This window comes from Hyphomonas oceanitis SCH89 (assembly GCF_000685295.1).
GTDB lineage: Bacteria > Pseudomonadota > Alphaproteobacteria > Caulobacterales > Hyphomonadaceae > Hyphomonas > Hyphomonas oceanitis.
Genome location: NZ_ARYL01000022.1, coordinates 1 through 16,292 on the forward strand (window position 1 = coordinate 1; position 16,292 = coordinate 16,292).

11 protein-coding genes and 1 pseudogene are annotated in these 16,292 nt (G+C 57.6%); 2 read left to right on the forward strand and 10 right to left on the reverse strand.

The features are described from left to right. The 3 genes and pseudogenes from HOC_RS22715 to HOC_RS13750 form a co-directional block, all read right to left on the reverse strand. A pseudogene (locus tag HOC_RS22715) lies at nucleotides 1-127 on the reverse strand (IS3 family transposase); the annotation flags it as partial. Nucleotides 128-438: 311 nt separating this feature from the next. Then, nucleotides 439-1,425, reverse strand: a complete 987-nt coding sequence (locus tag HOC_RS13745) for a trypsin-like serine peptidase (protein WP_035539557.1) — start codon at nucleotides 1,423-1,425, stop codon at nucleotides 439-441. Between the two features lie 22 nt (nucleotides 1,426-1,447). Beyond that, complete coding sequence (locus HOC_RS13750) at nucleotides 1,448-2,737, reverse strand: S1 family peptidase (RefSeq protein ID WP_156950492.1); 1,290 nt, start codon at nucleotides 2,735-2,737, stop codon at nucleotides 1,448-1,450. A 274-nt stretch (nucleotides 2,738-3,011) separates the two neighbouring features. On the opposite strand from HOC_RS13750, the gene HOC_RS13755 reads away from it, so the two are divergent. Next, nucleotides 3,012-7,268 (forward strand): trypsin-like serine peptidase, encoded by a 4,257-nt coding sequence (locus HOC_RS13755; RefSeq protein WP_162174857.1) that lies wholly within the window; start codon nucleotides 3,012-3,014, stop codon nucleotides 7,266-7,268. Nucleotides 7,269-7,745: 477 nt separating this feature from the next. On the opposite strand, the gene HOC_RS21350 is transcribed toward HOC_RS13755, so the two are convergent. The 7 genes from HOC_RS21350 to HOC_RS21355 form a co-directional block, all read right to left on the reverse strand. Then, nucleotides 7,746-8,420 carry a hypothetical protein gene (locus tag HOC_RS21350; RefSeq protein ID WP_051624894.1) on the reverse strand — a complete coding sequence of 225 codons (675 nt, stop codon included), beginning with the start codon at nucleotides 8,418-8,420 and terminating at the stop codon, nucleotides 7,746-7,748. Continuing rightward, nucleotides 8,417-9,733, reverse strand: a complete 1,317-nt coding sequence (locus HOC_RS13765) for a phenylacetate--CoA ligase family protein (protein ID WP_051624895.1) — start codon at nucleotides 9,731-9,733, stop codon at nucleotides 8,417-8,419. Before HOC_RS13765 ends, HOC_RS21350 begins: the two co-directional genes overlap by 4 nt. A 29-nt stretch (nucleotides 9,734-9,762) precedes the next feature. Further along, the gene (locus HOC_RS13770) at nucleotides 9,763-11,319 is read right to left on the reverse strand and encodes an AMP-binding protein (RefSeq protein ID WP_051624896.1); all 1,557 of its coding nucleotides are present in this window, start codon (nucleotides 11,317-11,319) and stop codon (nucleotides 9,763-9,765) included. A 4-nt stretch (nucleotides 11,320-11,323) separates the two neighbouring features. After that, nucleotides 11,324-11,764 carry a Zn-ribbon domain-containing OB-fold protein gene (locus HOC_RS13775; protein WP_035539560.1) on the reverse strand — a complete coding sequence of 147 codons (441 nt, stop codon included), beginning with the start codon at nucleotides 11,762-11,764 and terminating at the stop codon, nucleotides 11,324-11,326. Beyond that, nucleotides 11,764-12,960, reverse strand: coding sequence for a thiolase C-terminal domain-containing protein (locus tag HOC_RS13780; protein WP_035539561.1), 1,197 nt, complete (start codon nucleotides 12,958-12,960; stop codon nucleotides 11,764-11,766). The genes HOC_RS13775 and HOC_RS13780 overlap by 1 nt, the downstream gene beginning before the upstream one ends. A 112-nt stretch (nucleotides 12,961-13,072) precedes the next feature. Further along, nucleotides 13,073-14,299: an alpha/beta fold hydrolase gene (locus tag HOC_RS13785; RefSeq protein WP_035539562.1), complete on the reverse strand. Its 1,227-nt coding sequence runs from the start codon at nucleotides 14,297-14,299 to the stop codon at nucleotides 13,073-13,075. A 23-nt stretch (nucleotides 14,300-14,322) separates the two neighbouring features. After that, complete coding sequence (locus tag HOC_RS21355; RefSeq protein ID WP_051624897.1) at nucleotides 14,323-15,039, reverse strand: FadR/GntR family transcriptional regulator; 717 nt, start codon at nucleotides 15,037-15,039, stop codon at nucleotides 14,323-14,325. 135 nt (nucleotides 15,040-15,174) lie between these two features. Between HOC_RS21355 and HOC_RS13795 the strand changes: the two genes are divergently transcribed. After that, on the forward strand, nucleotides 15,175-16,281 hold the full coding sequence (locus HOC_RS13795; RefSeq protein WP_035539563.1) for an amidohydrolase family protein: 1,107 nt from the start codon (nucleotides 15,175-15,177) through the stop codon (nucleotides 16,279-16,281). Nucleotides 16,282-16,292 lie beyond the last annotated feature (11 nt).

A 16,292-nucleotide genomic window follows, 5' to 3' on the forward strand; every position in this document is an offset into this window, starting at 1 on the left:
GGTAGTAGGTCTGTTCGGTCACACCGACGGCCCGCGCCGCCGAAGCAGCTGTCTCACCGCGTGCGAGGCGAACCTCCACCTCCCGCAGTTTCGCAATAATCTCTTCAGGCTTGGCTTTCTTGCCCATGTCTCAACTCCATAATCGGAGCCGGCACTAACTCAAATAACGGACCACTTTGCGGGAGGCAGAGCAGGATGTCTTGCCGACTGTCTTGAGCAGCCCGGCACCAAATTTCAGTGCGATTGCGCTATCGATTGCTCGTTGATTGCCGCAATCGTCCAGTATGATGCGAAGGTCTGCATTTGGCCCTCCCAGGACACCTTCGCCGTCGGCGCCTGCCTGCCGAAGCGTTCCGCAGCCTGACAGCAGCAAGCTGCTCGCGAGTACCCCGGTAAATACAGTCCGCATATGAATGTCCTTCGTGCACATTGTTCAGTTCAATCCACCGGACTGACATTTATTCCGAGCGCTCCCAGCCCCAACGACGCCGAGACTGCAGGCTGTACCGGTTGGTCGACGCTTGAATCGGTGCCAACATGAAATGCTATAAGGTTACCTGTGTATTCGTCGAAAATTGGCGCCCCAGAGCTTCCGCCCAAAGTCCCGCATGAATGGAGAAAATAGGCAGGTAGCTGGTCCAAACCCGACGACAGCAACCGGCAATTTATCCTCGACAGACGCAGCGGATAACCGTTTGGATGATGAAGGATAAGCAGTTCCTGTCCTTCGACAGCATCAGATACTGCCGAAATGCCAGTTACACGGTCAGCAGAACAGCTGGTCACTGAGAGGAGTGCGAGATCGATACCAGAGTCATACGCCGAGCCGCAAAGTTCCGCTGGACGCCACTCAGCCGTGGTCATGTGATTCATGTATCCGAATATGACGCCAATCTCGTGCGAAAGGTCATCGCCACGGTCGTCAAGCGAGGCGCCTGCAAAGCAATGACCCGCACTCACGATATAGTCATCTGAAATGCGCAGGCCCGTACACACGCTGAGCCGTCTCGAATCTTGCGATTTCCGATTTTCTCCGACGATCGTCGTCGTCGACTGGGACAGGATATCGATCCTCACGACATTCTCACCCCATTCTACGAAACGTGACGTCGAATTGAAGTCGGCGGCCTTTTCCAATGTCGGAATTGCATTTTCAGGCGGCGTTGCCACGATGCTGCCGAACCCGGCCGGGCAGTTGAGGTCGACGTTGCCAAAGCACCCGGGATGAAACAGTGATTTCTGATCCAGATTGTCCGCTTTGACCTCGGTCCGCTCCGACGTCGCTACGATGGCCAACACGCTCTCGACACCGCCGCCAACAAGCCGTCGTGCATCGGATTTGAATTCGGATAACAGCAGGAATCCCACGGAAAAGCCAACTACCGCGGACCCAGTCAATATCAGTGGTCTGGAAAAAATCACCATGTTTCTGACAGTTTGTCCCCCTCTAGTCCTGCAGCCAACCCCGCTGGATATCGGCTATGGATTCCCTGATGTCCGAAGAGAGGCGCACATACTTTCCGCCGTTTCCGCAGCCCAGCGAGCCGGCCGGAACATTCGGGGTCTCGACTGCCGAACTGGTCACCCCAGCCAACCGAAAGTCGGCACTGTCATAGGCGACTGCCCCAAAGTAACCCTCAACCGTGTAGTGTGTACCAGCCACCGGGACAAATAGCGGACCCCCGCTGTCCCCGTCACATGTGTCGGAATCGTAGGATGCGACGGGTTTCACAGCGCCAGCGACGATATGCATTCCCGGATGACATCCATACTGGGTGGCATCGGGTATGGATTGGCCGTCTGCGGGAAAAAACCCGCGGCAGTCCCGCGATGCGATCACCACATCTGTGAACATCTTGTCCCCAAATTTCAGCACCGGATTGCCGCTGTCAAATTCTCTTCGATACCCGAAGCCAACCACGCGGCCAGCCCGAGCATCATCAAGATCAGCGTCGGACGCCAGTCGGACGGGTTCGACATCGACGGGCTCCGAGAGCCGAAGGAGCGCAAGATCCAGGCCAGATGTGGCGTTCAGCGGATACGCAATATCTGCGACCCTGCGCACGCGGGAAAACTCACCCTTTCGAAAGGATTTTCCAAAAATCACGTAACTGTTGATATCAACTGCATTCCCGCTTCCGACGCAATGGCGCGCCGTCAGAACAGCAGCAGGCCCGACTAAGTTGCCAGTACAGATTGGTCGCCGCTTTCGAGATGATGAGACCAGAACGACAGTATGCGGCCATTCCGCAAGCGATAGTGCAGGCATACCATTAAACACCTCACCTTCACTACCATCGGGCTGAAGCGCATCGACCGTGTCGCGGATCCGACTATCCAACCCAATACCGTGCATCATGGGATGGTTGCACTCGGCGAATATTGAGTCTGCTCCATCGCAGTCCAGGTTTGCGTCGATCAAACCTGCTGACTTGAGCTGGTTGAGTGATACCTGCGGCTCCTTCAGATCCCCCACACGCACACTTTCGTCCGATCCGTCGTCTGCAAGTTCAAACGCTTCCGTCGAAAGCGTCTGAGGTGAGTGCAGGTTCGTTGTCGCAAGCTCAGTCGTACCGGACCCCTCTTCGGCGGTCGTGATGTCGTGCTCCAACATCTGAATTTCATCAGCGTCCGATCGGACCTCCGTGGGATCCGCAGCTTGTTGTTCCGCATTGCACGCGCAGACGAATAAAAGCAGAATAGCACCCACAGCCGCCTTCAACATAATGGTCGTCACGCTGCTACCCCGCCGTGTTGAATTATCCTGCTGAGATAGAAACGTATTTCAAGTATCTCCGCTTGGCAACATTTCGTTAATCATTTAGTTTGGCGTCCGTCGGCGGTGGGGTCGGCGCGTTCCGGTCCCTTTTCGACAGGACGCCGGCTAGGACTGGGAGCAGAGCGTGCGAACTCTAGTCGTCTTCACGATCACAATCGCTTTTGTGGTTGGCGCTCTGTTCGCGGCTCTCTCAGGCAGGGATATGTCCGGGAACGGACGTCATGATGACAGCATGGAGAGTGATGGACCCGAGCCGGTTGCCTATGATCGTCTTGTGACACTGTCCTTTGACCGGAAGTCGCCCTGCGCAAACGCCGACGATTGCTCCAGCCGGCGAAAGGCACTCACGGAAACTCAGAAAGCACGTTATTCCGATCTTGAACGTCTCAATCGATATACAGGCACGAGCAACAACTACGAACGCGTCGATGGAATAGATGTCTCGACACCCGCCCGGCGCCTCGCTCGTAGCGTCGGTCGCCTCGACTTGACCACAAACACGGAAACCTACCCTTGCACCGGAACGATCGTTTCCAGAGAATATGTCCTCACCGCGGCGCATTGCCTGGTCGATCCAGAGACCGGTGTCCTGCGGAGCGATATTGAGCATATCGAGCTTGAGCTTGGCTACCTTGAGGAGGATGACAAGTATGATCAGGATAGCGATCGCCGCAACACCCTGTTGATTGAAGTGCCGGACGCAGCTGACTTATCTCGCATATTCTACGCTGTACCCTTTCGAAAAGGTTCGCGCATGGAGACGGTTACGGGAGGAGCCTGCTCAGAACTTGGAATGACGTCGAGACACACCGATGGAGACGATGACCTCGAAATCTGTGGCGGATGCCTAGACATGACGGATTTTGCACTTCTGAAAATAAAGGATGGATACACAGAAGACGTAGAACAGGCATTTCCGGTCGCAAAGCTGGCCCGCATCGATCCGAGCGTGGGGCTGGATATGCAACTGGTTCATCACCCGGCAGGAGGCATCCAGCTATTAACGCGACGCTATTGTCGGCCTCAGCCTTCTCGATCGGGCGGCGTCATGCTGAACGCATCTGTATTCAGGCATACATGCGAAACCCAGCCAGGAAGCTCCGGCGCACCCATCTTTTCGCCCCGGCACGATACGATCCTTGCGATACACACTTGCTGCTCAGACCTGAAGGTTCGCACATCGAGCGCGGCGGAGTCCTCCAATCATGCGATGACGGTCTCCGCTATGGCCGCCCTATCGACCGAAATTTCTGACCTTCTTGACGACGATGTCGCTCCTGTCCGCGATCTGGAGCGAGCAGGGGAAGCGCGACGCCTGTCATTGGAGGCGAAGGCTATCATGGAGTCCAGCCCGCACGCAGCACTTGAGCGAGCACACGCAGCCATGTCGCTATTGCAGGCGACGGACAACCCGGCTCAGCAATACCGCATAGACGCCGAAACTCAGAGCGTCCAGAAAATCGCCAACGAAGTCCTCAACAATCCAGCCCTTCCCGATGTGAAGTTGACTTCCGGTTCGAACACGCAATGGGCGGAAATCGTTCCTGGGGGCAAATTCATGGTTGAAATTGCCAAAGACGAGGACAGGGATGACGCTCGAATTGTTCAGCTTCGGACACGCGCAACGGATAACTACCTGTCAACGGGCAAATTTGGATCGGAACTCAGCCGCACACGAATTATACTCAACGACAAAGCCGACCCGTTGTGGACTTCCAGCAAAAGAGAATACCTGGTCACGCCCTCTGGTAAATTCCTGATCGTTTTCTCCAATAGCACCGGACCCAATCATGGCTCAGCCTTGAAATTATACACTGTGCCTGCCTTGACGCCAGTCTTCTCGGTAAATGTACCTGCGCAGGAAGCCGATGTGGGCACGGCCGGTCAACCTCCAGCATCTGAGGGGTTCGGCTTCAACTTCGATCAAGATGCGATCCGCTCGAATAACCCTCTCCGGATACATCTTGACGACGGCCACTTCGTGCTTGGATACGACAATTACATGGTCTTGACCGGCCCGGAATGGCCGCGCGTCGTTCGGCTTAACTGCAAGGAGGCTGAATGCATTTATGGCGTGCGGGATGGGCGTGTGCTTGCTGCCGAAGCAGTCGCGGGCGACGACGAAACTTCAGACCGCGTAAGCTTGAATTGGATATCCGCAGACGGATCGCGCCAGCAGGTGATCCAGGCTGACGATCCCGCTGCACTCACAGTATCTCGAGACCTATTGCATATCGCGCGCGATATTCCGGATAGTGACCATAAAGTGGAAATACTCAATCTCGAAACGCTTGCGCGCGTTTTCGTGTTCGATCGTCCGGATGTCATGCTACGTAGCCAGAGTCCGGGAAGCGGCTACTATGACGGACCAGACTTTCCGATGTCGCGCTATGGTAATCGCGGCGTTGCAGTTTTTCGTGATAGCGCTTACGAGGCCTGGGCTCTTGCTACAGAACCATGCGCATTGCCCTGCAACTCAACTTCCGCCTTTGACCTGATCAAGATCGATCTGAAAACTGGAACGATATTGGCGCGCTACAAAGATGTTTCAGACGTCATTGGTGCAGGCGATATACTGGACGCGGGCTTGCTGAATCTGCCTGATGGGAGCACCTTGATTTGGTCTGCGAACAATTTGGCGAACGTTCAACCTGACGAAAAGTCTTCGGCACTCACGCTCGTGTGGGAGGCAGTCAAACGGGAAACACCAAACAGCTTGAAGGCAGGCGCGAACAGACGCCTTTCAGCGCCTGAGATAAGCCTTGTCGGAGACAGTCCGATCATTCTTATTCGCGGAGATACAGATACCAGTTTCTCCAATTTGGATTCAAAGGAATTTGTACCGTTCAGGCTGGAACCAGAGTTCAGGATTGCCCGTTCCGATCAGCTTATTCCATCGCCATCTGGCAACTGGATCTCCGTTACCAGCAGGGAATCTCGGCGTATTGAACTTTATGATGTATCGAACCTGTCGAAAACGCCTGGCACACAATCGCGCACCAACTTTTCCCCCATGGCAACTCTGAGACCAACAATCTCTTTCAGCGCCATGCGGTCTGGCGGGGATATTCCCGTCTGGCACTCCGCCGCAACGATGCAAAGCCAGGTCGATGTGATCGTCAAGAAATTCATTGAAGAGGACAGGATTGTCTGGGATGTCTACACGCCCTCGAATGAGCCACTCAGCGGCGCTTTCTTGCACCAATACGTCGAAGGAACCGACTCGGAATCCTATTTTTCATCGCTTGATCGTGGCACCCTCTTTCGGAGGTCAGAAACACAGGGATGGAGGCTGGGACGGGGATTGGGTTCAGACGTTTGCGTATTCACGCGTTTGAAGATGGGCCTTGGCGGAGCAACGTTACGGAGCGAACGCAGCCACGATGTTCCCTGTCAGCTTCGCAAATTTCATCTTACCGACACGCGATTATTGTTTTGGGAACCGACCAATGATGATCTGGCCCGCGTACACCGTTTGGAGTTCGACCCTCAGCAGAATTTCGAGCCGACAGAAGATATCTATCTTAGTCGGCAGTGTCGGTCCCAGTCGACCTCAGAACACGAACCAAACGCTACACGCGCCGTTGCGGAACAGTCTGAAAGAATGATCGTTTCACTCGAAAGTGACTTCGCCAGCAATGCCCGCAGCGCCATGGTCTCCTGTTACGATGACAACGGTTGGAGTGGCACGGCACTCCTGTCTTTCGCAAAAGACGAGACTCAAGTGCACAACATTGCCGACTTTCAGGACCCAGCCAACAGGTTCGAGCCTCTCGGCGCGGTCTTCCTGTCAGGTCGCTGGTTTGTAAATGGAATATTGCTTCTCGCTGATGAGACAGAAGTATACGCCGTTCGCATTATGGATGAGCGAGGCGTTGAGATTGACACCCTCGAGTATGAATTTCCAATCCGCTTGGCGGCGCTCCGCCAGCAGAACCGTATTGCCATATTTGGCGACAGCATCTCCAGGATCGAGGCAGACCAAACATGTGGGTGCAATATTGATTTGGTCGACCCACTTACTCTCAAAAAGCGATCCGTCAGATTGCCCATCCGCAGCCGAAGCGTTGGGGTCGCGGAAACCGGTAATGGCGACGAGCTGTTTGTTGTTCAGTATGATGGACAGGTGAGTTTCCTCGACCCGGAAATTGGAAACAGCGAGGGACAAGCTCCATCTGCTCTTACGGGTAAATCCATTAGCTCCCCTGGACTTGCGAAAGTTCTTGGGTACACAGCCATAACCGACGTCGCCGAACAGCGCTTTGTCACGATCAGGTCATCAGGTGGAGACCGGCCCAGGGTATTTGACTTGAGCACGGGTGCTGAAGTGACAGGTCTTGGTTCGGGAAAGTACCCTAGGGATATCATGTTTGATCGCGCTACGATGAAGCTGACTTCGCTTAGTGAAAGCGCCTTTGGTTACGATGCGGGCCAGGATTTGCTGGAAAAGCTGCAGGCTCGAAGTGATCTGCTCAAAGGCCTGCCGTAAGCCCGTGAATCTTGTTGCTAATCGTGCACCCACTTGAGCGAGCCGGCACGTCGGACCCAGCCCCTGATCCAGGCCGCTTATTTGGAGACTCCATTCACCTTTTTTTGGTTAGGTGGTGGTGGTCAAAGCCCGCTGATCGGAGCTCTTGCGTAGCTCAGGCGAAGCGGGCCGGGCCCGCCTGACATTATCACCGAACGTCGCCGCAGCGAGGCCGCCGAGGGATGTGTGTGAGCGGACGGCATTTTAATCGATCCGCCGGGCTTCGATAATGCTGCGAGCCTCGTGGAGGCTGTCATGCTGCGATCTCTGCATGGTAAGGCAGTGTCAGCGCAGCGGGCAGGATGGACTCCGGCGCCGATGGCTTCTAGCGGCGACCTGCAGCGCGTCGCGATTATCTGCTTTTCGAAGCGCGGCTCGCCAATGTCGGCGTTCAGGATCTTTGAGACCAGATGTTGGGTAGAACGCGCTTTCCGGATCTCAGATGGCTCCGTCGAGGCTGATGTGCGGATCCGGGCTTCCGCACGCGCAGGGCATATCGGTCAGGCGACCTGAAAATCCGGTTTTCAAACCACTGACAGGATCGATCCGGTGCTGGCGCGATGAAAGAACCAGCTCCTCATTGTCCACCACCACCTCCCATTCACGACCGTCGATATGCAGCCCCCCCTTGGCGCATTCCAGCGCGAGCGCAGGTCCAATAAGGACGACTCGTCGTGCCGCCACGCCCGGCATTGCCCTTACGGCATCATAGGCATCTGGCCGCGCCCAGACCGTGCGGCCTTTGAACACAGCTGCTGCGTCATGGCCCATCATTTTGAGCCCCTCCAGCACTTCGTTCCCGACGCCGCAGATAGCGACCGGATCAAACTGGCGCGCGAGCGATTCCACACGTCCTGCATCGAACGGGCTGAGATCGGCATTTGTGCCATAGAGTCCCAGCAATTGCAGCGCGAACTCAAAAGGTGCGAACTGAACCACTTCCTGTACAACCGACACCGTCAGGACATATGCACCAGGCTTGAACGCAAAACTGCGGAGCGTGCGTGCCATCTGAACGCCGGCACGGTCAAGCTCGGTGCGTTTGACGGAATAGAACTGCGTCTTTCCGTGTACGGTATAACAACCAATCTGGTCTGGATGAGATGTCGTCATGTCTTTGTCACCCTTGGAATCTTGTGAGGCGGTCCGAGCTTCAGGAGTTCCTGCTCGTCGACCAGTTCCAGCACGAGTGGCACCTCGATCGCGACGGATATCCGCTCGTACAGGCGTAGTTTGAGGGCGTCCTCAGAATCCTTGAGTCGAGTTACATCGTACCCGATGCGCAGTTTGAGTTCGTCCATCTCCCGGTCAGCACGAATAATCTGGAACAGGTTGGCGCGCGTCTCGTCATGTTTCTCGACCAGACCCATGATCTCGCGCGGCAGGATACTGCGGCCCTTGACCAAAATCTGATCTGTCGCCCTGCCGAGCAGCTTGAACCGCGCATGGGTGCGCCCGCATCCGCAAGGCGAACGGTCAATCGACACAAGGTCTCCCGTACGATAGCGCACGAGCGGGCTGAGGCGATCCACCAAGCTTGTCACAACGAGTTCACCGATATCGCCATCGGCAACCGGCTCCGCCGTGATCGGATCAACAGCTTCAATAAAAGCGATATCTTCATAGGCGTGAAAGCCATTGTGCTCCCGGCACTCACATGCTCCCGCGACATCACCCAGGCTGGTCGTCTCAAACAATTCAAGTCCCCAGGACCTGGTTAGCGCCTTCTGGCGGTCGCCCAGCGGTTCGCCGCCGAAGATCGCGCCCTTGTACGACTTGAAAACGTCGACAGGGTCTTCACCTGTCTTCTCGAAATACTGCTCGAACGCATTGATCAGCGGATTCGGGAAGATGCTCATCGACGTCGGACGGAAGCGTTTTGACGCGTCCACGATCCGCGGAATTTCGAAGGGTGAGATGCTGAAGCATATTTCGGCAATGCCGAGTTCACTCAAGCTGCGGCGCCGGTGCCCACCCCGGAACGTGAACAGCATGTGGCAGACATGGTCACCGGGCCGGACGCCAATGTGCCAATGGTCGCGCGCATAGGTCTCCTCAGCTGGCGTACGGCGCCAGTTCGGCACCGGCGTGGGGTCGCCCGTCGTACCGGATGTCGTGCCAACCGAAACAGTTTGTCCCGGGCTGTCAACACTCATCCCGCCCGTGGGATCATTGTGCGCATCGCGGTAAGCGCGGATATCGTCCTTGGTCAGGAAAGGCGCCTTCTCGCGAAAGTCTGCCACGGATTTTATGTCGCCCGGCTTCACGCCTGCGTCCGCCCATACCTTCCTGATCAGCGGTGCATTCGCGACCGCGTATTCGCACATCACGGCAAGCGAGGCTTCCTGGTGGCGATCAAGGTATTCACGGCTGGCTGACTCGATCGGATCGAGCACATCCGGATAGATAATTGCATTTGACGCCATTTTTGGTCGTCTCCTCCCTGACTGGCCGGCTAACCGACGCTTGGATATCCTCCGCCACCGAACAACTTGTCGACGGCTTCCCGGTCGACAAACCCCACCGCACTGCGCGGCAGGGATTCGGCGAACTCAACGATCTTCGGCTTCTTGTAGGATGCGAGCTGGGCCCGGCAATGTTCGATCAGTTGTTCAGGGTCGACACTGGCGCCCGGTTTGCGAACAACCACTGCCTTGACGTTCTGGTCCCATGTTGGATCGGGAACACCGATGACACAGACGTCTGCGACACCCTCGTGCTGGCGCAGACACGCCTCCACTTCGGCCGGATAGATGTTCTCGACCCCCGACTTGATCATCGTGGTTTTCGGGCCAACGAAGACGAGCGATCCATCCTCCAGGCGTTTGCCGAGGTCATTGGTGCGGTGCCAGCCATCAACAACGCGGCGGGCATTCTCTTCAGGTCGGTTCCAGTAGCCGCACATGACCAGCGGGCCGCGGGCATGGATCTCTCCGGCTTCACCGACAGGTAGCTCGATTCCGTCTTCTCCGGCGACCTTGACCTGAAGGAACGGCGATGGACGTCCGGCCGCCACGCCCCCCATCCAGGTTGCAATGGTGAGGCCGCCAATCTCCGTCTGACCGTAGCCGCCTGGCGCCTGCATCATCGGCGACGCGGCAGGCATTACCATGGGCATGCGATAGTCCGACATGCCCGGATCCGCAAACAGGCTGGACGTGTCGTACTTGCCGTCGGCGTTCAGTTCCCGCATCTGCGCAATCGTCGGCGCGGCGATGAACGCATGCGTCAGTTTCTCGGCAGAGATCATTTCAAGCAACTGCTGCGCATCGACGCGCGAAACGAAAGCATTTCGTCCGCCTGCCATGAACGTCGCCAGCGTGCCCATCAGCACGCCAAGATGGAACATCGGGCCCGAAACGAGGTAGCCGGATTTTTCCGTGACGCCCTGCGCAACCTGACTGAGCCACGCAACGATCAACAGGGACTCATGACTGAGCAAGGCCGCTCCCGGTCGACCGCTGAATCCTGCCGTATAGATCGCCAGCAGCGGTGTCGACGGTTCCACAGGCGCAAAATCTGTCTCAGGGTCAACTGACGCGATCAGGCCCTCATAATTGTCGCCATCCGCGCAGCCATCGTGACATATCCAGTTGGAATCCGGGCGCCACGCCTTGCGTGCACCGCGGTTGATCTCACCGATTTCCGCTTCCTGCCAGAAAACCACTTTGGGGTCGAAATCATCCAGCGCGAACGCGATCTCATCCGGTGACCAGCGCCAGTTCGCAGGGCACAGAATTGCGCCGACACGCGCACACGCGAGCAACGTCTCCAGCACCCGGAAACTGTTCTGCCCGAGCCAAAGAATACGATCGCCCCGTTCCACGCCGCGCGCACGCAATACGGCGGCCAACCGGTTCACACGTTCATCGAGCTGCGCATAGGTGAACCTGTGATCACCATCGATAACGGACGGCATTTTCGGACGGCTACGCGCCTGCTCATGCAGCAGGTCGCCAAGACCATAGGCGTGGACACCGAGATAGGGGGCGAGTGCATCGTGTAGTTTCATCGTATCAGGCCTTGTGAAAGATCGGCAGTTTCCAGCCGTCCTGGATATCGTTCCACTCGACTGCCACTTTCATGCCGATCGTGACGTCTTCGGCTGGCATGCCGACAAGATTTGAAACGAGCCTCGCCCCAGGTGCCCCATCGAGGTCCACGACGATCGGGACATAGACGAAGTCCGGCACATCCGGGAACGGGGAACGCGTGCAGATCGCAAAACTGAAGACTGTGGCTGTTCCCGGCAGTGTCGGCCACTTCACATCCTGGCTCTGGCATCCCGGACAGAACGCGGTGGGTGGCATGCGGAAATGTCCGCACTTCCCGCATTGGCATGCGGTCAGGCGCTCTTCCTTGGCCGCCTGCCAATACGGCTCGGTCCAGGTGTCTGTCGTTATCTGGATATGATCGCCCGGAACGGCCTGCGCCACGCCATACTTGATTCCCGACATCACGAATCCCTCCGAAGAATACAGCCCGACACAGGCAGTGAGGCTGGCCCGCCGGTGACGAGCGCAAATTCTGCGTCTTTCACTTGGTTGATGGCAACGCCGCGCAGCTGCTCAACGGCTTCGCGTGTATGTGTTGCACCTATGATATACGCTTCCGACAACTGGCCACCGTGCGTGTTCACAGGGGTCGAACCGCCCTTGTACCGTATGGCCCCGCTCTCTACGTACTCCCCGCCTTCGCCCTTCTTGCAGAAGCCATAATCCTCAAGCTGCATAACGACCATGGCGCTGAAATGGTCGTAGATAAGCGCCACGTCGATATCCGACGGCGCCAAGCCGGATTGTTGCCACAAGCGATCGCCAATCGGCTTGTGCCCCGACGATCCGAAGTCCGGATCCGGCATGCCCATCCAGGCAAACGCCCTGCCCCAGTTGCGTGTGCCGCCATGGGCAGCAGCGTGTATTAGAACCGGCTTTTGTTTCAGGTCTCTGGCACGCTCGGTCGAGGTCGTGATCCACGCCACAGCACCATCGGTTTCGAGACAGAAGTCGAGCCGGCACAACGGGTCGGCCAGCATTGGACTGGCGAAATATTCGTCGAGCGTCAGCTCGTTCCTTCGAATGGCCTGCGGCCGGTTCATCGCATTGAGGCGCTGGCTGATGACCACTTCAGCAAATGCTTCGCGGCGTGTTCCATAGAGATGCATGTGACGCCGAGCCAAAACGCTCATCAGGTGGCCCGGGCCGACCAGGCCTGATGGTTGCAAAAATGAATTTTCAGGGCTGGGCGCAGACGCGCCGAATACTGTTCCGAGCCGCTGGCGATACTGCTGGAGTGCCATGACCGTGACGACATAGTTCGCGTCCTCGTTCTGGATGGCCGCCGTCGCCAGCCCGACCGCACCGGCCGCGCCGCCGCCGCCGCTCGTTAGCGCAGCTGTAAAGCCGACCTCTTCGATTCCCAGCATTTCCATGAGCGAGGCCGTGTCGACCTTGTCGCCATAGCCCATCTGCGCGCCCGAATAATATGCAAACCCGTCAATCTGCTTGACGTTGATCCCCGCATCGTCGCACGCCTTGAGGATGGCTTCGCCGACCATTTCATTGATGGTTCGCGGATAGCTTTTGCCCCGGATGTAATAGTCCGTCGCGCCGACGCCAGCGATGGCGCATTTGTCCTGATTGACCCAGACCAAAACAGTCCTCCTGTTCCTCTGGCGCTATGCACCAGATATATAACTAGGTTATAATGCGCTTCTTTCGCCAGTGTCCAGACCTGTCTGTGGAAAACAAATGGCAACCTGATACTCAGGCAAAGTGAAGGCGACGGTACTTGCCTTTGAAATAGAGCAACGGGTCGCGACGCGGTTCGTATTTCGCGCGCTCCACTTTTCCGACAAGGATGACGTGATCACCGCCGTCGTGCAGGGCATGTCGCGAACACTCAAAATTCACCAGCGCCCCCCCGATCAGCGGAACATTCTTCTGGCCGCGCTGCCAAGGCGTCTTGGCGAAGCGGTCCTCACCCGGCCGCGCGAATGCATTCGACACAGGCTGCTGACCGATGTGAAGCACGTTCACCCCGAAATGCTCGGCTTCCTCGATCACTTTCAGGCTGCCGGATGTCTTGGCGATGCAGACCAGGAGCAAGGGCGGGTCGAGCGACACCGATGTGAACGAGTTGGCGGTGAGGCCGACAGGCTCGCCCTTGGGGCTCATCGCCGTCACAATCGTCACACCCGTCGCAAAGCATCCGAGCGCATCGCGCAGGGTACGCGCATCCGAGCCTGACCTGTAATCGGGCATGAAGCGCGGCACCCGTCGCTCGAGGAAATCAAGCAGCGTGGCGTTGAACAGGTCAGACCGGTCGAAGGCAACCATATGGCCAGCCTCTCTGATCTCCGCGAACTCGGCATTCTCGAACTTCTTCACATAGCGCCCGGCAGCATCTGCTGGCGTGAGTTCGCTCAGCGCCCCCCGCACGAACAGGACCGGCAGCTTGATGTTTTCGGCTGCTGCGGACACCCGGCGCGTCGCTGCCTCAAGATCCATGCCCTTCAGGAATTTCGGATCCCAATCTTTCTTCGTGTCTGTACGCTCGGCATACTTGCGCAAGGATTCGCTGACCTTGTGCGCTGCGGCGGCGTCTATTTCGGGTGGCGCATCGACGAGAACCAGTCCGGCAGCAAGATGCCCACCATCCTCGCCAATCGCCGCAGCTGCTATCCAGCCACCGAGAGAGGCCGCAACAATAACGGGTCGCGACGGCAATTGTGCCAGCACACATTTCAGGTCCTCAACGAATGCGTCGAGATCGTACCTGGCATCCGGCGGCCATTCACTGGTCCCGTGTCCACGCAGGTCGAGATTGATGACCTGCCGACCAGCCGTAACCAGCGACGCTGCCACATCGCCCCAGACTTGCCGTGTCTGGCCACCGCCATGAAGCAGGAGAACGGCCGGGTCGTCGGGAGAGCCGCTGACTTCAGCGCGAAGCGTAATGCCACCAAAGCCCTTAAATTCCTGTTCGGCCATCGGCCATTCCTCCCTCGGTCATCTTATGATTCTTTGGTCAGCCACTCGACGATCATGGCGGTGCGGCGCGCCATCAACAGGCGGGCGATCTCGGGATCGCCTGCGAGAATCGCATCACAAAGCTGAACCTGGAGGACGCGCGAGCGCTCCCGGTCTTCCGCCTGCTGGTAAAACCGGATGCTCTGCTCTTCACGGCCGAACGTGTAGCCAATCTCCATGAAGAGGCCGATCGCGGGGTTGCCGCTCATCTCGGACAGGAGGCGCGCGAGACGGGTCTCCTGTAGGATCGTTGATTCCGGCGTGTCATCCGCTCCGGTTATCGCGGCCAGCGCGTCCCGGTGTGCGCGAAGCGCCTCTCGCAGTCCGTCCTCCTTGCACGCAGCGGCAAGAGCCGCCGCCTCAGTTGCGATCAGGCGCGTGACCACATGCACATCCATGAGTGTGGCACCGTTGAGTCGCAGGTATCTGGCGGGGGCGCGGATCACGTCGGCCGCCGAAGGCCGTGTCGCAAAGAAGCCGCCACCCTGCCCCTTGCGAACGGAAATCAGCCGGTCACTTTCCACGATCTTGGCCGCCTGGCGCAGGGTTGGGCGGCTGACGCCGAGACGCTCCAGCAGTTCGACTTCGGCGCCGAGATGGTCGCCTTCATTCGCAGCGAGTGAAAGGTCGGCCAGCCGTCGCGCCGTCTCCGATACGCGGCTGCGTGGGGAAACTCCCGACTCGACTGTTTCGTAAGGCATGGCGCACTCCTGATCAAATTGGTTACCTATTTTGGCGATTTTGGTCAATAACCTAGTTGTATAACTCGCATTTTTGAATTATTAGTTACCTATTAGAAGTCCAAAATGACACGCAATGCAATCGGGAGACACTCCATGCAGAACTTTGTTTTCAGTGCCGACGCCCATGTGGTCGAACCGCCCACGCTATTCCTCGACGGCCTTCCCGCCTCGCTGAAGGATCATGCCATCCATGCCCGCAAGGAGGGCGACTACCTGATCACCGGAACCAAGGACAAGACGATCTACCGGCTGCGCGTGGGTGCCAAGGGCGACAAGGAACTCGGTGACCGCGAGCGCCGCGGCGTGAGGGAAATCCCGGGACGCTTGCTGGACATGGAGCTGGACGGCATCAATGCAGAGATCGTCTTCCCTTCGCTCGGCCTGTGGCTCTACTGCCTCGACGATGCCGAAGCCGAAGCGGCCTCGTGCAAGGTCTACAATGACTGGAATAACAATTACTTCAGCGGCAATCTCGACACGTTCGTGCGTTGCGGCGTCCTGCCCGTTCAGGACTTCTCCAATACGCTTGAGGAAATCAAACGCCTCGCCAAGCTCGGCTTCACCGCCGCCATGCTGCCGGCCGTCACTCCCCCGGGCATTCCGAAATACAATGACGAGGCCTGGGACCCGATCTTTGCCCTCGGCGGCAATCTTGGCATCGTCTTTGTCCTGCACACCGGCACGGGTCTTGAAACCGTCGTTCATGAACGCGGCCCGGGCGCGGCCGTCATCAACTATTCCAACCAGATGGGCGACGCCATCAACTCCTGCCAGTATCTCGTGGCTGGCGGCGTGCTCGATCGCAACCCGAAAGCCAAGGTCGCTTTCATCGAAAGTGGGGCAAGCTGGCTCTCCGCCATCGCCGAGCGCATGGACGAAGTCTATGTCGCCCACCACATGTTCGTACGCCCGAAACTCTCGATGATGCCGAGCGAGGTCATCAAACGCCAGGTGTTCGTATCGTTTCAGCACGATCGCGCCTGTATCCTCCACCGCAACGAGATTGGCGTCGAGAACTATATGTGGGCATCTGATTACCCCCACGCCGAAGGCACGTTCCCGAAATCGAAAGATATCGTCGAAGGCCTCTTCGCCGGTGTCGATATTTCAGAGACGGACAAGCGCCTGATCCTCGGCGGCAATGCTGCACGTCTGTTCCGCCTCGACAATCCTGCCGTCGCGGATCTCGTTACGGCCTGATACTCCGGTCC

Bases quoted from the DNA above. Each gene is read 5' to 3' on its own strand.
- HOC_RS13745 (WP_035539557.1), bottom strand. From the start codon at position 1,425: ATGGTGATTTTTTCCAGACCACTGATATTGACTGGGTCCGCGGTAGTT.
- HOC_RS13755 (WP_162174857.1), top strand. From the start codon at position 3,012: ATGGAGAGTGATGGACCCGAGCCGGTTGCCTATGATCGTCTTGTGACA.
- HOC_RS21350 (WP_051624894.1), bottom strand. From the start codon at position 8,420: ATGACGACATCTCATCCAGACCAGATTGGTTGTTATACCGTACACGGA.
- HOC_RS13765 (WP_051624895.1), bottom strand. From the start codon at position 9,733: ATGGCGTCAAATGCAATTATCTATCCGGATGTGCTCGATCCGATCGAG.
- HOC_RS13770 (WP_051624896.1), bottom strand. From the start codon at position 11,319: ATGAAACTACACGATGCACTCGCCCCCTATCTCGGTGTCCACGCCTAT.
- HOC_RS13775 (WP_035539560.1), bottom strand. From the start codon at position 11,764: ATGTCGGGAATCAAGTATGGCGTGGCGCAGGCCGTTCCGGGCGATCAT.
- HOC_RS13785 (WP_035539562.1), bottom strand. From the start codon at position 14,299: ATGGCCGAACAGGAATTTAAGGGCTTTGGTGGCATTACGCTTCGCGCT.
- HOC_RS21355 (WP_051624897.1), bottom strand. From the start codon at position 15,039: ATGCCTTACGAAACAGTCGAGTCGGGAGTTTCCCCACGCAGCCGCGTA.
- HOC_RS13795 (WP_035539563.1), top strand. From the start codon at position 15,175: ATGCAGAACTTTGTTTTCAGTGCCGACGCCCATGTGGTCGAACCGCCC.